21 protein-coding genes and 1 riboswitch are annotated in these 19,430 nt (G+C 63.4%); of the genes, 6 read left to right on the plus strand and 15 right to left on the minus strand.

All coding sequences use genetic code 11. The features are described 5' to 3' along the window. Complete coding sequence (locus AAFN55_RS19625; protein WP_347800661.1) at positions 1–1,050, plus strand: aldo/keto reductase; 1,050 nt, start codon at positions 1–3, stop codon at positions 1,048–1,050. A 73-nt stretch (positions 1,051–1,123) separates the two neighbouring features. Next, positions 1,124–2,389 (plus strand): ABC transporter substrate-binding protein, encoded by a 1,266-nt coding sequence (locus tag AAFN55_RS19630; protein WP_347800662.1) that lies wholly within the window; start codon positions 1,124–1,126, stop codon positions 2,387–2,389. A 192-nt stretch (positions 2,390–2,581) separates the two neighbouring features. Here AAFN55_RS19630 and AAFN55_RS19635 read toward each other — a convergent pair whose 3' ends face one another. The 6 genes from AAFN55_RS19635 to AAFN55_RS19660 form a co-directional block, all read right to left on the minus strand. Next, positions 2,582–2,809 carry an NINE protein gene (locus AAFN55_RS19635; RefSeq protein WP_347800663.1) on the minus strand — a complete coding sequence of 76 codons (228 nt, stop codon included), beginning with the start codon at positions 2,807–2,809 and terminating at the stop codon, positions 2,582–2,584. Positions 2,810–2,897: 88 nt separating this feature from the next. Beyond that, positions 2,898–3,587 (minus strand): YafY family protein, encoded by a 690-nt coding sequence (locus tag AAFN55_RS19640; RefSeq protein ID WP_347800664.1) that lies wholly within the window; start codon positions 3,585–3,587, stop codon positions 2,898–2,900. Positions 3,588–3,695: 108 nt separating this feature from the next. Then, positions 3,696–3,878, minus strand: a complete 183-nt coding sequence (locus AAFN55_RS19645) for a hypothetical protein (protein ID WP_347800665.1) — start codon at positions 3,876–3,878, stop codon at positions 3,696–3,698. A gap of 71 nt (positions 3,879–3,949) precedes the next feature. After that, the gene (locus AAFN55_RS19650) at positions 3,950–4,738 is read right to left on the minus strand and encodes an SDR family oxidoreductase (protein WP_347800666.1); all 789 of its coding nucleotides are present in this window, start codon (positions 4,736–4,738) and stop codon (positions 3,950–3,952) included. Positions 4,739–4,800: 62 nt separating this feature from the next. Further along, entirely contained in the window at positions 4,801–6,069 is a 1,269-nt protein-coding gene (locus AAFN55_RS19655; RefSeq protein WP_347800667.1) for an Hsp70 family protein, read from the minus strand. Between the two features lie 123 nt (positions 6,070–6,192). Continuing rightward, on the minus strand, positions 6,193–8,100 hold the full coding sequence (locus tag AAFN55_RS19660) for a propionyl-CoA synthetase (protein WP_347800668.1): 1,908 nt from the start codon (positions 8,098–8,100) through the stop codon (positions 6,193–6,195). A gap of 152 nt (positions 8,101–8,252) precedes the next feature. On the opposite strand from AAFN55_RS19660, the gene AAFN55_RS19665 reads away from it, so the two are divergent. Beyond that, a complete protein-coding gene (locus AAFN55_RS19665) occupies positions 8,253–8,414 on the plus strand; it encodes a hypothetical protein (RefSeq protein WP_347800669.1) in 162 nt (53 codons plus the stop codon). Here AAFN55_RS19665 and AAFN55_RS19670 read toward each other — a convergent pair. The 5 genes from AAFN55_RS19670 to tkt all read right to left on the minus strand — a co-directional run bounded on the left by AAFN55_RS19670 (position 8,411) and on the right by tkt (position 14,648). Further along, positions 8,411–9,154: an SGNH/GDSL hydrolase family protein gene (locus AAFN55_RS19670; protein WP_347800670.1), complete on the minus strand. Its 744-nt coding sequence runs from the start codon at positions 9,152–9,154 to the stop codon at positions 8,411–8,413. The two genes, AAFN55_RS19665 and AAFN55_RS19670, sit on opposite strands and share 4 nt — an antisense overlap. 81 nt (positions 9,155–9,235) lie before the next feature. Beyond that, on the minus strand, positions 9,236–10,144 hold the full coding sequence (locus AAFN55_RS19675; protein ID WP_347800671.1) for a fructose bisphosphate aldolase: 909 nt from the start codon (positions 10,142–10,144) through the stop codon (positions 9,236–9,238). Positions 10,145–10,268: 124 nt separating this feature from the next. Continuing rightward, positions 10,269–11,462, minus strand: a complete 1,194-nt coding sequence (locus tag AAFN55_RS19680) for a phosphoglycerate kinase (protein ID WP_347800672.1) — start codon at positions 11,460–11,462, stop codon at positions 10,269–10,271. Positions 11,463–11,485: 23 nt separating this feature from the next. Beyond that, complete coding sequence (gap, locus tag AAFN55_RS19685; RefSeq protein WP_347800673.1) at positions 11,486–12,493, minus strand: type I glyceraldehyde-3-phosphate dehydrogenase; 1,008 nt, start codon at positions 12,491–12,493, stop codon at positions 11,486–11,488. A gap of 160 nt (positions 12,494–12,653) precedes the next feature. Continuing rightward, positions 12,654–14,648, minus strand: coding sequence for a transketolase (gene tkt, locus AAFN55_RS19690; protein ID WP_347800674.1), 1,995 nt, complete (start codon positions 14,646–14,648; stop codon positions 12,654–12,656). A gap of 277 nt (positions 14,649–14,925) precedes the next feature. Here tkt and AAFN55_RS19695 point away from each other — a divergent pair, with 277 nt between their 5' ends. Further along, positions 14,926–15,198, plus strand: coding sequence for a DUF4164 domain-containing protein (locus AAFN55_RS19695; protein WP_347800675.1), 273 nt, complete (start codon positions 14,926–14,928; stop codon positions 15,196–15,198). Positions 15,199–15,208: 10 nt separating this feature from the next. Continuing rightward, on the plus strand, positions 15,209–15,580 hold the full coding sequence (locus AAFN55_RS19700; RefSeq protein ID WP_347800676.1) for a cell division protein ZapA: 372 nt from the start codon (positions 15,209–15,211) through the stop codon (positions 15,578–15,580). A 10-nt stretch (positions 15,581–15,590) separates the two neighbouring features. Here the strand turns inward: AAFN55_RS19700 and AAFN55_RS19705 are convergent, their stop codons facing one another. Beyond that, positions 15,591–15,890 (minus strand): CcdB family protein, encoded by a 300-nt coding sequence (locus AAFN55_RS19705; protein WP_347800677.1) that lies wholly within the window; start codon positions 15,888–15,890, stop codon positions 15,591–15,593. Beyond that, entirely contained in the window at positions 15,890–16,129 is a 240-nt protein-coding gene (locus tag AAFN55_RS19710; protein ID WP_347800678.1) for a type II toxin-antitoxin system CcdA family antitoxin, read from the minus strand. The genes AAFN55_RS19705 and AAFN55_RS19710 overlap by 1 nt, the downstream gene beginning before the upstream one ends. Before the next feature lie 155 nt (positions 16,130–16,284). Here AAFN55_RS19710 and AAFN55_RS19715 point away from each other — a divergent pair, with 155 nt between their 5' ends. Next, entirely contained in the window at positions 16,285–16,680 is a 396-nt protein-coding gene (locus AAFN55_RS19715) for a DUF1801 domain-containing protein (RefSeq protein WP_347800679.1), read from the plus strand. A gap of 2 nt (positions 16,681–16,682) precedes the next feature. Here AAFN55_RS19715 and AAFN55_RS19720 read toward each other — a convergent pair whose 3' ends face one another. Further along, positions 16,683–18,506, minus strand: a complete 1,824-nt coding sequence (locus tag AAFN55_RS19720) for an ABC-F family ATP-binding cassette domain-containing protein (RefSeq protein ID WP_347800680.1) — start codon at positions 18,504–18,506, stop codon at positions 16,683–16,685. A 14-nt stretch (positions 18,507–18,520) separates the two neighbouring features. Continuing rightward, the gene (locus AAFN55_RS19725; protein WP_347800681.1) at positions 18,521–19,153 is read right to left on the minus strand and encodes a thiamine diphosphokinase; all 633 of its coding nucleotides are present in this window, start codon (positions 19,151–19,153) and stop codon (positions 18,521–18,523) included. Between the two features lie 143 nt (positions 19,154–19,296). Continuing rightward, a riboswitch (TPP riboswitch) is annotated at positions 19,297–19,418 on the plus strand. Positions 19,419–19,430 lie beyond the last annotated feature (12 nt).

The following is a 19,430-nucleotide window of genomic DNA, read 5'->3' on the forward strand; positions in this document are numbered from 1 at the left end:
ATGGAACGCACAGAACTTGCACCAGGCTACGAAATCTCGCGGGTCATTCGCGGCGGGTGGCAGCTCGCCGGCGGTCACGGTGCGATCGCGCGCGATGCCGCGATCGAAGACCTGATCGCAACGGCGCAGGCCGGCATCACGACCTTCGACTGTGCCGACATCTACACCGGCGTCGAAGAGATCATCGGCGATTTTCGCGTCGAGTACGCCAGGCGGCACGGCACGGCGGCGCTCGATGCGATCCGTGTCCACACGAAGTTCGTGCCCGATCTCGCAATCCTGCCCACGATCTCGAAAGCCTATGTCGAGAAGGTCATCGACACGTCGCGGGCGCGGCTGAAGCTCGACCGGCTGGACCTCGTGCAGTTTCACTGGTGGGACTACGCCGCGCCGGGCTGCCTCGACACGGCGCTATGGCTCAACGAGTTGCGCCAAGCCGGCAAGATCGCGCGCGTCAGCGGCACCAATTTCGATGCCGCTCATGTCGAGGCGATGGTCGATGCAGGCGTGCCGATCACCAGCGTGCAGGTGCAGTATTCGCTGATCGACGACCGTCCCGCCCGCCGCATGAGCGAAGCCGCCGTCGCGCATGGCTTCAAGCTCCTGTGCTACGGAACCGTGGCCGGCGGCTTTCTCTCCGACCGCTGGCTTGGCCGCAAGGAACCGGTCGAGCCGCAGGAAAACCGCTCGCTCACCAAGTACAAGCTCATCATCGACGATGCCGGCGGATGGGACTGGTTCCAGTCGCTTCTCGAAGCGCTGCGCATGATCGCCGACCGCCACGCGACAGACATCGCGACGGTCGCCAGCCGCGCCATGCTCGACACGCCGCACGTCGCCGGCGTCATCGTCGGGGCGCGCAACCGCTCTCATCTGGACGCCAATCTGGCGATCGGCAATCTGCCGCTCGACGCTGAAGACCGCGCCGTGCTTGCCGCGGCCCTTTCCGGCCGTCGGCCGATCGAGGGCGAGGTCTACGCGCTCGAACGCGACCGGACCGGCCGGCATGGCGCCATCATGAAATACAATCTCAACGCGGAACCGGCCTGACCGGCACGCTGACGACGAAAAAGGCACCCGGCGCCTTCGATAGCGATGCCGGCAACACAGGGGAAAAAGGCAAATGAGGAACATCGTGAAGGTTTCGGCGCTGGCGCTCCTTGGGAGCGTGATTGCGCTTCCGGCGTTCGCGCAGGACAAGGACTGCAAGATCAAGATCGGCGTCGTCATGGAACTGACGGGGCCGGCGGGCCAGTACGGGCAGGCTGGCGCGAAGTCCGTCGAGATGGCGTTCCGCGACATCAACGAGGCGGGCGGCGCTGCAGGCTGCGACCTGACGATGGACGTGCGCGACTCGCAATCGCAGGGCAATGTGGCCGTCGACCAGGCGACCCAGCTCGTCAACGTCGAGAACGTGCCGGTGATCATCGGCGGCATCATCTCGTCGGTATCGATCCCGATCCTGACGTCAGTCACCGCATCGGCCGGCGTCGTGCAGGTATCGCCCGCATCCTCGTCGCCGACGCTGACCACGATGGCCGTCGACGGTAAGACCAATGGCTATTTCTTCCGCACCATCACGTCGGATGCGCTGCAAGGCACGGCTGCGGCGAAGTACGCGATCGACCAGGGCCTGAAGAAGCTCGCTATCGTTCACGTCAACAACGATTTCGGCGTCAACATGATCAACGAGTTCCGGTCCTCCTTCGAGGCACTGGGCGGCGAAATCACGTCGGTCACGCCCTACAACGAGCGCCAGCCGAGCTACAGCGCCGAGGTCACCGTCGGCATGGCGGGCGAACCCGAGGCGCTTTATCTGGTCTCCTACCCGACCGACGGCGCCACGATCGCACGTGCCTGGATTTCGCAAGGCGGGCCTGCGAAGTTCCTGCTCAATGACGGCATGAACTCCGCCGAGTTCATCGAAGCAGTCGGCGCGCAATATCTCAACGACGCCTACGGCACCTCATCGGGAACCGTCGAGACGGCATCGACGAAGTATTTCTACGACAATTATACTGCGATATCCGGCGGCATCGCGCCTGACGCGCCGGCTGCCGACCGCTCTTACGACGCCGGCGCCATCGTCGGGCTGGCGATCGCCAAGGCGGGCTCGGCCAAGGCCGAAGCCATACGCGACGCGATCCGCGAGGTCGTGGACCCGGAAGGAGAGCCGATTTATGCCGGACCCGAGGAATTCACCAAGGCGCTTGGCCTTATCGCCGAAGGCAAACCCATCAAATATGAAGGCGTGATCGGCCCGGTTTCCTTCGACGAGAATGGCGATATCAGCGGTCCGTTCCGCCTCTGGCGCATCCAGGACGGCGAGATCACCACGACCGGCGAAATCAGCGCCAAGGAAGTCGCCGACCTGAAGGAAGACGGCTGAGCCGGTCAGGGCGTAAGCACCCCACCGCGCTCACGGCCAAGCCGCGAACGAGCTTTGCTCGCGCACGTTCCTGCCAAATGCCAGCCGCCGGAATCGTCCCGGCGGCTGGCCCTCCAAAGCCCGGGATCAACCACCTAGGCAGCCTGTATCTGGGAAGGAGGAGCCACTGCCCGAGGAAACCGAACTCAAACGCTACCGAACGCGAGCGGCTTCCATCACGTCGACGCGCCGTTCGAGATTGGCCTGGCGGACCATCGACGGCAGCAGGAAGAGATCGATGATCTGGCCGATGCCGAGCAGGCCGAATGTGAACAGCCACAACAGCCCCGTCCAGAAACGGCCGACATAGATGCGGTGTATGCCGCACAAGCCTACGAGGCACAGGAGCCAGAGTATGAATGTTGCGGGGCCGGACTTCATCACCTTCACCATCGAACCGATATGTTGATCGACAGATAGGAACGCGCCGGCGCAATGTCGAGGAAACGTGCCCTCGCGCAGCCGCGCCTCAGTGCTGTTCGCGCACTTCCAGCGTGCGATAGAAGTCCTGTAGCTGCTTGCCGCGCTCCGGGCGGAACGATCGCTCGCGGTGCGCGATGAGCTTGATCCGGTCGATGCGGAAAGCACGAAAATCGTTGCGCAACTCGCACCATGCGACCAGCGTCCAGACCTTGCCCCAGAACCAGAGACCAAGCGGGCGGATGTCGCGCTGCGATGTATTTCCGGCCTCGTCCGAATAGTCGATGCCGAGAACGGCACGTGCCTCGACTGCCCGCTCCAGGACGTCGATCGACTTGCGCTCTGTATCGCTCACCACCCAGTTGGGCATGTGGATTTCGGTGCGTGCGATGCGGGCTTTTTCGGAGTCCGGAAGCACCGCGCCGATCTTGACCAGCGCCTCGTCGGCAGCCCGCGCCATCTCGGCGCCACCGAAGGCACGCACCATGCGTGCGCCTGCCACCAGGGCTACGATCTCGTCACGCGTGAACATCAGCGGCGGAAGGTCGAAACCTTCCCTCATGAGATAGCCGACACCGGCTTCCCCGTCGATCGGCACGCCGGTCGACTGCAAATCCGCGATATCGCGATAGATGGTCCGCTCGGATACTTCGAGACGCTCGCCCAGCATGCGCGCGGTGACGAGCCTGCCACCCCGCAGATGCTGGACGATCTGGAACAAACGATCTGCACGGCGCATGGATCTGGTCCCTCTCGCGATCCGGTATGACATCGCGATAATGCCAGTACCCTCCTGACAACATTGTGTCAGGAGGACGGCAGGATGAACCCATTTCCGCGGCGCGGATCATAACCACCAGTTCGCGCGGCTTGGCATCCGGTCAGGCGCAGTGTCGCGCCAGCCGATATCCTTGCGGATATGCTCCGGAAGACTGGAAACGATGCGGCGTGTACGGACCGCCTCCCGCATCCCGCGCCACCGGGACAGCGCACTCTCGAACACGACAAGAACGGCATTTGTATCGGACATGGTCGTCTCCTCTCATCTTGGGAGACGACAATGACACAACCCTCCGGACAGCCTGACGTCAGCAGCCTTCGCTATGCCTCTGCGACGGGAACGGTGTAGTTCAACGGCAGGCGGCCGCCATCGGCATAGATGGTCTGGCCGGTGACATAGCTTGCATCGTCGGAGGCCAGGAACGACGCGATCGATGCGATCTCTTCCGGCTGTCCAATGCGCCCCAGCGGCGTGCGCGACAGGATACGCGCCTTGGCTTCCGGGTCGTGGTTCACGTTTGCAAGCATGTCCGTGTCGATCGAACCGGGGCCGATCGCGTTGACGCGGATGCCGTAGGGCGCGAGCGCCAACGCCATCACGCGCGTCAACTGGTTCACGCCACCTTTGGATACCGAGTAGGGCACCTGATTGCCTATCGCGACGAGCGCGTTGATCGACGACATGTTGACGATCGACCCGGCAGCACCGCCGGCCTTGACCTTGTCGACCATGAAGCGCGCCGCCGCCTGTCCGGTCAGGAACGAGCCCTTGAGATTGACGTTCAGCACCCGGTCGAAATCCTCCTCTTTCAGATCGAGGAAGTCGGCGGCGTGCACGATTCCGGCATTGTTGACCAGAATGTCGATGTCACCATAGGCGTCGATCGTCGCCGCAACCAGATTGTGGACGTCGAGTTTCCTGGCGACGTCGGCGCGAATGAAGCGCGCCTCGCCGAGCTTGAGGAGATCGGCCTCGGCCGCCTCGCCGCGTTCCGTGTCATTGTCGGCAATGACCACGCGCGCGCCGTCGCGCAGGAAGCGCCGCGCAATGGCAAACCCGATGCCGCCCGCGCCACCTGTCACGATCGCCGTTTTCCCGTCGAGTGCCATTCAGGTCTCCTGATCGCAAGATTTTTATGCCACCCCGACAGTGGGCGGTCGGGGAGTTCAGGTCAACGCGCAGCGCCGAACTTGCGCGCGGCATCGACCGCGAGCCCCAGCCCCACCGACCCGAACTGGTCGGACTGTGCGATGCGCGCATCGGGAAACTTAGCCGTTGCCGCGGACAGCACGGCCGGCACCTGCGCGCCGCCTCCGGTCAGAATCACCGTGTCGATCGCGTCGGCACGCACGCCTGCCTTGTTGAGTGCTTCCTCGATAGCGGCGCCGATGCGCAAGACCAGTTCCGCGGCCGCGATTTCGAATTCATCGCGCGTCACCGGTATCTTCAGCGACAGGCCGGTCTCTTTCAGCCTGATCTCGGTGGCGCTGAGCTCCGTGAGCTCGATCTTCGCCTTCTCGACCTGTGCCGCCAGCCTGTGCCCCGAACGGTTGCGCAGCAGATGCTCGTAGCGTCCCAGCTTTTCAGGCTCCGCAGCCTCGCGAGCCAGCGCCTGGATGTCGCGCAGCGTCTTCGCCGTGTAGAGCTGGTTGATCTTGTGCCAGGTCGCCATGTCGTTGAAATACCAGACCGGCAGATGGCGCTTGCCGTCGGTCGTGCGCGACCCGAGCCCCATATTCGGCATCACCTTCGCGATATTGAGCTGACGGTCGAAATCCGTGCCGCCGACATGCACGCCGGACGTGCTGAGGATATCGTCGCGCCGATCGTTCGCTCGGGCGCGGTCCGGCGAAAGGCGGAGCACGGAGAAATCCGACGTGCCGCCGCCGATATCGACCACCAGCGCAAGCTCCTCGCCATTGATGCTGCGCTCATAGTGCATTGCCGCTGCAACGGGCTCGAACTGGAACTCGATGTGCCGGAAGCCTTCGGCGCGCGCGGCCGCCTCGAGTTGATCCTGTGCTGTGCGGTCCGCCGTTTCGTCCTCGTCGACGAAATGCACCGGACGCCCGAGCACGACGGATTCCGGAATGCCCCCCGTCTCCGCCTCCAGCCGCGTGCGCAGATGGCGCAGGAAGCGACCTATGAGGCCCTGGAATGTCATCCGGTCGCGGCCGACCTGCGTCGTCTCCTTCATCAGGCTCGTGCCGAGGATCGACTTCAGCGCCCGCATGAAGCGGCCTTCCGCGCCGTCCATATATTCGAAGACGGCGGCACGGCCGAAATATGTGTTGCCGTCCTCGATGCTGAAGAACAGGGCCGACGGGATCGTCACCTGCTCGCCCTCCAGCGCGATCAGGCTGGGCATGCCGCCCGGTTCACAAAGACCAACGGTGGAATTGGTGGTGCCGAAATCGACGCCACAATACAGAGGGGGCATGGGAAAGGCTCGCAATGCGTAGCCCATTGCGAACACGAGCGTCGCGGCCGGGCGGTTATGGGACGGAAGGGTCGTCCGTCTAACCGATCGGCGATGCGAAGGAAAGGGCGAATGTCGCGCCCGTTACACTCCGAGACCCTTGCCTTGCAGCGCTGTCGTGATCTCGTCGAGGATCGCCGGATCGTCGATCGTCGCCGGCATGGTCCAGTCTTCCTTGTCGGCGATTTTCTGCATCGTGCCGCGCAGGATCTTGCCCGACCGCGTCTTGGGCAGCCGCTTGACGGTGACGACAGACTTGAAAGCCGCGACCGGGCCGATGCGGTCGCGCACCAGCGCCACGACCTCGCGTTCGATCTCGCCAGGCTCGCGCGATACGCCTGCGTTGAGCACGACGAATCCGCACGGGATCTGCCCCTTCATCGCATCGGCGATGCCCACGACCGCGCATTCAGCGACGTCGGGATGTTCGGCGACCACCTCCTCCATCGCGCCGGTCGAGAGCCGGTGGCCGGCGACGTTGATGATGTCGTCGGTGCGCGCCATGATGAAGAGGTAGCCTTCGTCATCGATATAGCCTGCGTCCGCGGTCTTGTAGTAGCCGGGGAACTCGTTGAGATAAGCTTGCCGGAAGCGCTCGTCGGCATTCCACAGCGTCGGCAGGCATCCGGGTGGCAGCGGCAGCTTGATCACCACGTTGCCGAGCGTCCCGCGCGATACCGCATGGCCGGCATCGTCGAGGATTTGCACGTCGTAACCCGGCATGGACACGCCAGGCGAGCCGTATTTCACCGGCAGTTGTCCGAGCCCGACCGGATTATGACTGATCGGTGACCCCGTCTCGGTCTGCCACCAATGGTCGATCACCGGAATCTTAAGCTGGACTTCCGCCCATTTGATCGTCTCGGGATCCGCCCGCTCGCCCGCCAGGAAAAGCGTGCGGAACTTCGAGAGATCGTATTTGCCGACGAATTCGCCCTTCGGGTCCTGCCCTTTGATCGCTCGGAAGGCGGTCGGCGCCGTGAAGAGCGCGGCGACGCCGTGCTCGGCGATCACGCGCCAGAACGTGCCGGCGTCGGGCGTGCCGACCGGCTTGCCTTCGAACAGGATCGTCGTGCACCCATGCAGAAGCGGCGCATAGACGATGTAGGAATGCCCCACCACCCAACCGACATCCGACGCCGCCCAGAACACCTCGCCCGGCTTGATGCCGAACTCGTTCCACATCGACCATTTGAGCGCGACCATGTGGCCGCCATTGTCGCGCACGACGCCCTTGGGCTGTCCGGTCGTGCCGGACGTGTAGAGCACATAAAGCGGGTCGGTGGCGGCGACGGTCACGCATTCGATAGCGCGGCCCGCAGCCTTTGCAGCCGCGACAGCTTGCGCCATGTCGACGTCACGGCCCTCGATCAGGTCGCAGGGCTGCTGTTCACGCTGCAGGATCACGCAATGCTGGACCTTGTGCCTCGCCATGGCAATTGCGCCGTCGAGCAGCGGCTTGTAGGCAACGACGCGGCCCGGTTCCAATCCGCACGACGCCGACACGATGACGTTCGGCTTGGAATCGTCGATGCGGGTCGCAAGTTCCTTGGCGGCGAATCCGCCGAAGACGACGGAATGGACAGCACCCAGCCGCGCGCAGGCGAGCATGGCGATGACCGCTTCGGGAACCATCGGCATATAGATGATGACCCGGTCGCCCGCCTCGACGCTTCGGTCACGCAACACGGCGGCAAGCGCGACGACCTCGGCGAGAAGTTCGGCATAGGTGAATGTGCGCTGCGTGCCGGTGATCGCACTGTCATGGATCAGCGCCAACTGGTCGGCGCGGCCGGCTTCGACATGGCGGTCGAGACAGTTGAAGCACGTGTTGCAGGTCGCGTCCGTGAACCAGCGTCCATAAACGCCGTCGCCTTCGGAGTAGATGGTTGTTGGCGGCGAAACCCAGTCGATGTCGCGCGCTGCCTCCACCCAGAACGCCTCCGGGTCGGACTGCCAGCCCGCATAGGTCTCATGGTAACGCGATGCCAAGTTCGTCTTCCTCCCTAATTGCGTCCTCGCGGGCGTTCTATCCGCCTTCGTCCGGCCGCGTCCATCCGACTATCCGCCGATGGTGATTCTTTGACAGAGGCCAAGGATGCTGATCAAACGGGCGGGCGCAACATCGGCGCGTTCGGAGTCCCATGTCCAAGGTCATTTCCCTGCTGATCCTCGGCCTGATGGTCATCCAGATCATCAAGCCGCTCGGCCTGCCGGGCCTGCGCCAGCGCCGCGACGCCTGGAAGCTCGCGGTCCTCGCCCTTGCGGCAATCTCGCTCACGGCTCTTCTGAGCCACGATATCTAGCTCGGCGACACGCCGTGCTCGGCCGGTTCGCCGGCGATCAGCAACTCCGCGACATGTTCCGCCCATGCCTGGTATCCCGCGGCAGAGGCATGAAAGCCATCGGTCGAAAACCCCGCCTTCGCATCGATGATCGGCAGGCGCGATGCCGCGACGACGCCACGCTCCCGGCAAAGCCGCTCGCCCATGGCGTTGATCAGCGAGGCGCGGATTTCCAGCACCTTGCCAAGCGCGCGCGGCAGGGCCGGCACCAGCGTCATCTCCACGACCGGCGACCAGACGATGCGCGCCTCAGGCCATTTGGCGCGCAGTGCGTAGAGAAGCTGGCCGAACTCTCGGTCGAAGCGGTGCACGGTATGAAAGTTCTTGGCGTCGTTGGTGCCGACGGTGAGCACGATGTGATCCCACGCCTCATGCGCGAGATTGGGTACCACATGGTCACGAAGCTGGCCGGCAGTCGCCGAATTGAAGCCTGCGCTGCGCCACACGACGCGGCGACCGGTCTTCTCGGCCGCCAGCCGTGCCAGCCGCGCCGCGAGACCGTCGTCGGTGCGATCGATCCCGACGCCAGCCGCCGACGAGTCGCCCAGCACCAGCAGGTTGATCGACGGCTCCGCGCCCTCGATCAGATGCCGGACCGGCCCCGGCGGCGGCACCATGCGCGGTGTGCGCATGCGCACGGCGACGCCCTGCCAGACATAGACGGGAAAGGCGAGCCAGGACAGGAGAGCACGGAGGACCATGCTGCTGCGTTTACAGCCCTTGCCCGCAAAGGTGAAGCATCGACGTCAAATGCATCACCCGGCGCTGACGGTCGGCGACCGTCAATTGCTGCGGGATGCCTCGAAGATGCTGTCGATCGCCGACCCCAGCGCCGCATCGAACTCGGCATCGCTCTGGCCCGCGGAAAGCCCCTCGGTCAGTGCGCGCGAGAAGCTGGCGATCATGCCCGCATTCTGTGCCAGCTTTGCATTCGCATCGTCACGCGAATATCCGCCGGACAGCGCGACCACGCGCATGACGCGCGGATCGTCGATCAGCGGCTTGTAGAGGTTTGCCTTCTCCGGCAGCGTCAGCTTCAGCATGACCTGCTTGCCGGCCGGCACGTCGTCGAGGTGCTTCTGGATTTCCGCCAGAAGAATGTCCTCTGCTTCCGCCTTGTCAGAGATCGAGATCGTGACCTCCGGCTCGATGATCGGAACGAGGCCGTGGCCGAGAATCTGGTTGCCGACTTCGAACTGCTGCGCAACGACTGCCGCGATACCCTTTGGGTTCGCAGCATCGATCACCGAACGCATCTTGGTGCCGAAGACGCCCTTGGCAACGGCGCGTTCCAGAAGAGCGTCGAGATCCGGCATCGGCTTCATCAGCTTGACGCCGTCCTTATCGTCCGCCAGCCCCTTGTCGACCTTCAGGAACGGCACGACGCCGCGCTCTTCCCAGAGATACTGGGCCGTGGGCGTGCCGTCGATCTCGCGGTCCATCGTCTGCTCGAACAGGATGGCACCCATCACCTTGTCGCCTGTGAATGCGGGCGACTTGATGATCCTGGCGCGCATCTGATGGATGAGGTCGAACATTTCCGTGTCATTCGACCAGGCACCCTCATCGACACCGTAGAGCTTGAGCGCCTTGGGCGTGGAGCCGCCCGACTGATCGAGCGCGGCAATGAAGCCGTCCTTGTTTCCGGCCTGCGCCGTCATAGCCTGCACGATGTCGAGACGTTCGCTCATAGTGTCACTCCGATTGCTCTTGCTGGCCGCTTACCAGATGCGGCCCGAGAACGGAATGCAGAGGGCTTTTTCGAATCGATTGAAAGCAATTTCAATTGTTTAAGAAGCGCGCTCAGCCTGCCGATTACACCGACAGCGCGGTCACGCCGGGCAAATCCTTGCCTTCCATCCATTCGAGGAAGGCGCCGCCGGCGGTCGAGACATAGGTGAAATCGTCCGCTACGCCGGCATGGTTGAGCGCGGCAACCGTATCGCCGCCGCCCGCCACTGAGACGAGTTTGCCGTCCTTCGTGCGCTGCGCCGCGAATTTGGCGGCAGCCACGGTTGCCTTATCGAAGGGCTCGATCTCGAATGCGCCCAGCGGGCCGTTCCAGACCACAGTCGCGGCCCGCTCGATCCACTGGTTGATCGTCTCGATCGTCTTCGGCCCGACATCGAGGATCATGCCGTCCGCCGGCACCTTTTCGATGTCGACCGCCTCGTTCGACGCACCGGCTTTGAACTCCTTCGCCACCACACCATCCACAGGCAGGATGATGGCGCAGCCGGCCGTCGCCGCCTCGATCATGATCTGCTTGGCCGTGGGTGCCAGGTCGTGCTCGCAGAGCGACTTGCCGACGGCAGTGCCGCGCGCGGCGAGGAACGTGTTCGCCATACCGCCGCCGATCACCAGCGCATCGACACGCTTCACGAGGTTCATGAGCAGATCGATCTTGGTCGAGACCTTGGCGCCGCCGACAATCGCGACGACCGGCTTGACCGGCGTTCCGAGGCCCTTTTCGAGCGCTTCCAGCTCCGCCTGCATGGTACGGCCCGCATAGGCCGGAAGCACGCGCGCGAGCCCTTCGGTGGAGGCATGGGCGCGGTGCGCGGCGGAAAACGCGTCATTGACGTAGATATCGCCATTGGCGGCCAGCGCCTTGACGAAGTCCGGATCGTTCTTCTCCTCGCCCGCGTGGAAGCGCGTGTTTTCAAGGAGCAGGATGTCGCCATCCTTCATTGCAGAAACGGCCTTGGCGGCGACATCGCCGATGCAGTCGGATGCGAAGGCGACCGGACGGCCGATGACCGAGGCCGTTTCCTTGGCAATCGGTTCAAGCGACATCGACGCATCCGGTGCGCCCTTGGGACGGCCGAAATGCGCCAGCAGGATCACCTTCGCGCCCTTCTCGGAGAGCTCGGTGATCGTCGGCGCGACACGCTCGATGCGCGTCGCGTCCGTGATGGCACCATCCTTGACGGGAACGTTGAGGTCCACGCGCACCAGCACGCGTTTGCCGGCGACATCGGCCTGGTCGAGTGTGCGGAACCCTGTCACGGCGCGTCTCCCTCTGTCCGTGCTCAGATGGTCTTGCCGAATGCGACGGCCGTGTCGGCCATGCGGTTCGAGAAGCCCCATTCATTGTCGTACCACGACATCACGCGGACGAGATCGCCGTCGACGACCTTGGTCTGGTCGAGCGCGAATGTCGACGAGGCCGGGTTGTGGTTGAGGTCGATCGAGACGAGCGGCTCGTTCGTGTAGGCGAGGATGTTCTTCAGCTTGCCATCGGCGGCGGCAACCAGCGCTGCGTTCACCTCTTCGACGGTGACCTTGCGCTTCGGCACGAACTTGAAGTCGATGACCGAGACGTTCGGGGTCGGCACGCGAATCGAGACGCCGTCGAGCTTGCCCTTAAGCTCCGGCAGAACGAGGCCAACGGCCTTCGCGGCGCCCGTCGAGGTCGGGATCATCGACATCGCCGCCGCGCGGCCGCGGTAGAGGTCCTTGTGCATCGTGTCGAGCGTCGGCTGGTCGCCCGTATAGGCGTGAACCGTCGTCATGAAGCCCTTCTCGATGCCGAACGAATCGTTCAGCACCATCGCGACGGGCGCGAGGCAGTTGGTCGTGCACGACGCATTCGAGATCACGATGTGATCCTTGGTCAGCTTGTCGTGATTGACGCCATAGACGACCGTGAGGTCGGCATTGTCGGCGGGCGCCGAGACGATGACGCGCTTGGCGCCGGCGGTCAGGTGAGCCGATGCCTTTTCTTTGGACGTGAAGATACCGGTGCATTCCAGCACGATGTCGACGCCGAGATCGCCCCAGGGGAGCTTGGACGGATCACGCTCGGCAAAGACCTTGAATGAGTCGGAGCCCACCTCGATCGTGTCGCCGACAACCTTGACTTCGCTGGGGAAGCGGCCGTGGACGCTGTCGTAGCGAAGCAGGTGCGCATTCGTCTCGACCGGACCGAGATCGTTGATCGCAACGACGTCGATGTCCTTGCGGCCGCTCTCATAGATAGCGCGGACGATGTTTCGGCCGATGCGGCCAAATCCGTTGATGGCGACTTTGACGGTCATGTGGCGGTCTCCCGAGGGGGCTAGAAAAGACTCGTCGGCAGCGCACCACTAGGGCTCACCGCCAAGGCAGCGTCTCCTTAGCGGCGCACTGGCCAAGAATCCAGTCAGCCTCCGGGATAAAACCGATTAGCACAGAGGCGGCCTTCGCCGCCTCCCTGGATCAGCGCTTTGCGGACAGGCGCTTTTCAGCGGCTTCGGCCGCCTTTTCCGCCGTGATGCCGAAATGCGGATAAAGGTCTTCGATCTTGCCGCTGGCGCCGAAGCCGGTCATGCCGACGAAGATGCCATCGGACCCGATGATCGCGTCCCATCCCTGCCGGATGCCGGCTTCGATGGCGATTTTGACGGAAGCCTTGCCCACGATCGCGGCGCGATAGTCGTCGGACTGCTTTTCGAAAAGTTCGAAGCAGGGCACGGAAACGACGCGGGTCGGATGGCCGTTCTTTTGCAGGATCGCGCGTGCAGCAACCGCGATCTCGACTTCCGAACCCGTCGCAAAGATCGTCACTTCGGCATCCCCGTCGGCGGTCTCAAGCTCGTAGGCACCGTGGGCGCTGAGGTTTTCCTCGATATGGTCGGTGCGCAGCGTCGGCAGGTTCTGGCGGGTCAGAGCGAGCGTCGACGGCGTCTTGGTCGATTCAAGCGCCACCTGCCAGCATTCCGCCGCCTCGACCGCGTCGGCGGGCCGCATCACATAGTGGTTGGGAATCGCACGCAGGGCCGCAAGATGCTCGACCGGCTGATGCGTCGGGCCGTCCTCGCCAAGACCGATCGAATCGTGCGTCATGACGAAAACGGTGCGGATGCCCATCAGCGAAGCGAGGCGCATCGCCGGACGCGCATAGTCCGAAAAAGTCAGGAAGGTGCCGCCATAGGGAATGACGCCGCCATGCAGTGTCATGCCGTTCATGGCAGAGGCCATGCCGTGCTCGCGGATGCCGTAATAGATGTAGCGGCCGGAATAATCGTCCGGCTTGATCGGGTTCGTCTGGCTGGTCTTGGTGTTGTTCGAGCCCGTCAGATCGGCCGAACCGCCGATCGTTTCCGGCACGATCGCGTTGATGACCTCCAGTGCCATCTCGGACGATTTGCGCGTCGCGACCTTCGGCTTGTCGGACGACAGCTTCTTCTTGTAGTCGACGATGGCTGCATCGAAGCCTGCCGGCAGATCGCCCCGAATGCGGCGTTCGAACTCGGCGCGCGTTTCCGCGTCGGCTGCTGCGAGACGCTTCTCCCACGCCTTGCGCTCTTTGGCAGACCGCAGGCCGGCAAGGCGCCAGGCGTCGAGAATGTCGGACGGCACAACGAACGGCTCGGAAGTCCAGCCCAGTGCCTTGCGCGCACCGGCGATCTCTTCGGCACCCAGCGGCGAGCCGTGGGCCTTGTTGGTGCCGGCGCGGGTCGGCGCGCCGAAACCGATCGTGGTCTTGGCTGCGATCAATGTCGGCTTGTCGGAGGCCTGTGCTGCCTCGATGGCGGCGGCAATCGCGTCCGGATCGTGCCCGTCGATGCGCAGCGTGTTCCAGCCGGACGCTTCGAAGCGCTTGCACTGGTCGGTCGAGTCGGACAGCGAGATCGCGCCATCGATCGAGATGTTGTTGTCGTCCCAGAAGACGATCAGCTTGTTGAGCTTCAGATGGCCTGCAAGCGACAGCGCTTCCTGGCTGATGCCTTCCATAAGGCAACCGTCGCCGGCCAGCACATAGGTGTAGTGATCGACGAGATCATTGCCGAAGCGTGCGTTGAGAATACGCTCCGACAGCGCCATGCCGACGGAATTGGCAAGACCCTGGCCGAGCGGGCCGGTCGTCGTCTCGATACCGGCCGCGTGGCCGTATTCGGGGTGACCGGCCGTCTTCCAGCCGAGCTGGCGGAAATGCTTGATCTGTTCGATGTCGATGTCCTCATACCCGGTCAGGTAGAGGAGCGAATAGAGCAGCATCGAGCCGTGGCCCGCCGAAAGCACGAAACGGTCGCGGTCGGCCCAGTGCGGCTGCTGCGGATCGTAAGACAGGAAGCGCGTGAACAAGACGGTCGCGATATCGGCCGCGCCCATCGGCAGGCCGGGGTGGCCCGAATTCGCCTGCTCGACCGCATCCATGGAAAGGAAGCGGATCGCATTGGCCATACGGTCGTGCATTTCGCGTGAGGTCATGATCGCTCGCTTGTCGTTCTGACGGCAGAAAAGCCCGCAAAAAGGGGGCAAAAGGCGAGGGACACATAGCAGGCGCGGGGCATGAGTCAACGCTGCCCTTTGCGCTCTCCGCAGCCTTGTCGCGACTTTCGGAGCGTCGCAAACGCGTTAGAAGGGGATAGAGCGTCGAGCCTCGTTGACGCCTGCTTCACCCGGCGCCTAATGTTCCCACTATAACGCGTTAGGAACGTACGCGATTCGCCGCCGACCGGAGCCAGGCGCGGCTGGGACGGAAACCATGACCGGGGAAGCGACGCTCAAGGAAGTTATCCATCGCCTCGGAAAGGCGATCGAAACGCTCGAAGACGCAGCGGCGGCGCGGCTCGAACGCGAGCAGGATTATGGTGAGGCCGAAGCCGAGGTCCAGCGCATGAACGCGGACCGTGCGCGCCTCGCGCAGGAACTCGACAGCTCCGAAGCACGCGCCGACCGGCTCGAGGAAGCCAACAAGGAAGTCTCGCGCAGGCTGGTCGCGGCGATGGAGACGATCCGCGCCGTGCTCGACAGATAGGACGCCCTCAATGGCTCAGGTTACCGTAACGATCGACGGCAAGGCCTATCGGATGGCTTGCGACGAGGGTCAGCAGGAGCACCTGATCGACCTTGCAGGGCGTTTCGACCGCTATGTCTCGCACCTCAAGGGCTCGTTCGGCGAGATCGGCGACCAGCGTATCACCGTCATGGCCGGCATCATGGTGATAGACGAGCTGGCCGAACTGCAAAAGCGCATGAAAGGCATGGAGAGCGAGATCGCCACCCTGCGCAAGACGCGCGACGACGCACTCACCAAGGCCGACAAGAACGATGCCGCGCTGACGGGCGCGCTCGCCAGCCTTGCCGAGCGCATGGAAGGCCTCGCGGGCCGGCTCAACGCCGACCGGGTTCCTGGCTGAGGGCCAGCATTCAGAAACCGTGAAACAGCATGTCGAGCGCAACCGTGATCTCGTCGCGGTGCGCGGAGAGGCTGCCTCGCCTGCCGACGAGAATTTCACCTGGAACGGTGGCGATCAGGTGGGTCGCCAACACATGGTCGCGTCCCTCTATCGAGAAGACGGGATGCAGGCGGCCGATCGCCCGCGGCGTGATCGAGCTTGGAAGCAATGGAATGACCACCCGAGTCTTGGCGACATCGATAAGATCGGACTGAACATCGACGAGCATTCCACTGCCGTCAGGCGCTTCAAACAGATCAAATCGCGCCATCAGAACTGACGGTATTTGGCCAGAGGAAGCCCGTGTTCGTCGACATAGGCGTTCCAGCTCTCCAACGCTTCGCGATTCTCGATCTTCCAGAGGCGCTCCTTCTCGGCGCGCACCGCGCTGGCGATACCTTCCTCGGCCGCCCGTGAAATGTTTACCGACAGCGTCTTCGCCTCGGCAAGCAGCGTGGCGTCGATCGATAGATTCGCGGCTTTGCGGATGGAAGGGGCTTCGTTGCGCATGGCATGCTCCTGTTAATGCGCAAATATTATGCGCATGACGATGCGCAGGCAAGCAGGTTCCAGTCGAACCACCGTGTCCCGCTGCACGCAACAGTAACAACTTCGTCCGTTCCGCATTAGTGTCATGACGGGCCGAACGAAACGAGGTGGCGACGATGGCAAAGCGCGGTACGAATGACGCAGAAGGTCCCTCTCCTTCTCACCTGATCGACGAGCGGATCAAGGAGCTGAACGACTGGCGTGGCGAGACACTCGCCCGCATCAGAGCCCTGATCAAGGCGGCCGACCCGGACATCATCGAGGAATGGAAATGGCGCGGCGTTCCGGTGTGGTCGCATGCGGGCATCATTTGCACGGGCGAAACATACAAGGCTGCCGTGAAGATGACCTTTGCCAAGGGTGCGTCGCTGGAGGACCCGTCCAATCTCTTCAACGCAAGCCTTGAAGGCAATACGAGGCGCGCCATCGACTTCCATGAAGGCGACGAAATCGAAGAAGAGGCGCTGAAGACGCTGATCCGCGCTGCAGTAGCGCTGAACGTGGCGCGGTAGTCCTAGCCTTCGATTTCTTCGCGCAGCATTTCCAGTTCCAGCCATTCTTCTTCCATGCCCGCGAGCTTTGCCCGCAGCGCATCGAGTTCGTCGGCCACTTTCTGGAAACCTGCCGGGTCGCGGTTGTAGAAAGCCGGATCGGCCATTCTGGTTTCGAGCGTGGCCATCTTGGCCTCTGTCTCGGCCATCTGCTTTGGCAGGTTTTCCAATGCGAACTTCTGCTTGAAGGACAGTTTTTTGGACGCAGACTTCGACTCCGCCGCCTTGATACCTGACGCCCCGGAGCCGCCATTCTGTTTTTCTGCCTGCCTGGCGCGCGGCGCACGGTCGTCGAGTTTCGCCCCACCACGCTGCGCGAGCATGTCGGAGTAGCCACCGGCATATTCCACCCAACGCCCCTCGCCTTCCGGCGCGACGACGCTGGTCACGGTGCGATCGAGAAAATCGCGATCATGGCTGACGAGGATGACAGTGCCCGCATAGCCGGACACGAGTTCCTGCAGGAGATCGAGCGTCTCCATGTCGAGATCGTTTGTCGGCTCGTCGAGCACCAAAAGGTTGGCGGGGCGCGACAGAATGCGTGCCAGCACGAGGCGTGCGCGTTCGCCGCCCGACAGTTCCCGAACCGGAGTGCGCGCCTGTTCGGGCTTGAACAGGAAGTCCTTCATGTAGGACACGACATGCTTCTGCTCACCATTGACGACGAGGCTATCACCGCGCCCGTCCGTCAGATAATGCGCGAGCGTCTCGGTCGGGTCGAGTTCGCGCTTCTGGTCGAGTGCCGCGATGTCGAGGTTCGCGCCGAGCCGAACGCTGCCCGTATCGGGCGCAAGCTGGCCGATCAGCATCTTCAGAAGCGTCGTCTTGCCCGCACCATTGGGCCCTACCAGACCGACGCGGTCGCCGCGCTGGATACGGGTCGAGAAGTCGCTCACCACGGTGAGATCGCCGTAGCTCTTCGCGATCTTTTTCGCCTCGATGACGAGCTTGCCGGATTCCTGGCTGTCGGCCGCGGTCAGGGTCGCAAGCCCCTCGGGGCCTCGCCGCGTACGGAATTGCTGGCGCATGGAGTGGAGATCGCCCAGCCGGCGCATGTTGCGCTTGCGGCGCGCAGTCACGCCGTAGCGCAGCCAGTGCTCCTCGCGCACGATCTGCCGACCGAGCTTGTGCTGATCTCGTTCTTCCTCTTCGAGGATCTGGTCGCGCCATTCTTCGAAATGCGAAAAGCCCTTGTCCAGCCGCCGCGTTACGCCGCGATCGAGCCAGACTGTTGCCCGGCTGATGCGCTCGAGAAAGCGCCGGTCGTGCGAGATCATGATCAGCGCCGACTTGGTGCGCATCAACTCACCTTCCAGCCATTCGATGGTGGAAAGGTCGAGGTGGTTTGTCGGCTCGTCGAGCAGAAGGATGTCGGGTTCCGGCGCCATGACGCGAGCCAGTGCCGCGCGTCGCGCCTCGCCGCCCGACAGGGTCGTCGGCTCTTCATCGCCGGTGAGCCCAAGGCTCTCGATCAGATAGGCGGCGCGGTAAGGATCGTCCGCTGGTCCCAGCCCGGCCTCGACATAAGCGCGCACGGTCTGCGCGCCATACCAGTCCGGCTCCTGCGGAAGATAGCGGATGGTGGCGGTCGGCTGGCGGAATATCTCGCCATCCTGCGCCTCGACCATGCCGGCAGCGATCTTCAGAAGTGTCGATTTGCCCGACCCGTTGCGCCCGACAAGCGCGATCTTGTCACCGGCGGACGCCATCAGCGATGCACCGTCGAGAAGCGGGGTGCCGCCGAATGTCAGCCTGATGCCGTCGAGAATGAGAAGCGGTGGTGCCATGAATCACATGCGGGTTAGGAAACGGGATGGGCGACGAGCATGGCGCGACCGCTCAAGAGGCCGACCGTCAATCGGCCGGCAACTGCGTTGGAAAGCGTCAACGAAGAACCGAACACGACGTCACGATCAGCCAGCGGCCATTTGGCGCCAGATAGCGTCAGGCCTGCGAGATCGGAGAAGGCGAGAATGCTGAAGAGCGTTCCCTCATCATAGTCATAGCTGGTCTTGCCGGGAAGAACCGGAGAGCCTTCCTGATGACCGCTCGAAAGCATGCAGGCAACGCCGCTCTCGGCAAGCCGAAGCGCGGCCGTCAGATGCAGGAACGCGTGGTCGGCCCGGGCGCCACCGAAAGCACCGACGAGAAGAAGGTCGGTCGCGCCACGCTTCAACGCTGCATCTATGGCGATCTCGCCGTCGGTCATGTCCTTTTCAGGCGGGAATGCCTCCACCGGAACATCGGGATTGGCCTCCCGCATGCTGTCTTCGACGGAATCAAAATCGCCCGTCCACAGTTCGGGCTTCAGCCCGAGCGTCGCCGCATGCCGCATGCCGGAATCGGCCGCGATGACGCGCGTGCCGTCGAGCTGTGCCGACAGGCGGGGCGTCGCGACAACGTCGCCGCCGAGCAGGATAGCGAAGCGGCTCATCGGGGCTGAGGGTTTATGGAAATCGTCATGCGCGTCGCCTCTATCATGGCGAGACACAAAAGCGAAAGCGCAATGCAAGACCAACTGCCGCCTCGTCTTGCGAGATGGTCTTGCCCTCGGCCTCGCTCGGCTTTATGTCTGGTCCCGCTCTAACGGGGTGCCGGTCGCAATTGCGGTCCGGCTGAGAGGCATGAAGGGGAAACCCTGCCAACCCGCTGAACCTGATCCGGCTTATACCGGCGGAGGGATTAGACGCTCCTGAGAAGGCGCCTGATTT

It is taken from the genome of Mesorhizobium sp. CAU 1732 (assembly GCF_039888675.1).
Lineage (GTDB): Bacteria > Pseudomonadota > Alphaproteobacteria > Rhizobiales > Rhizobiaceae > Aerobium.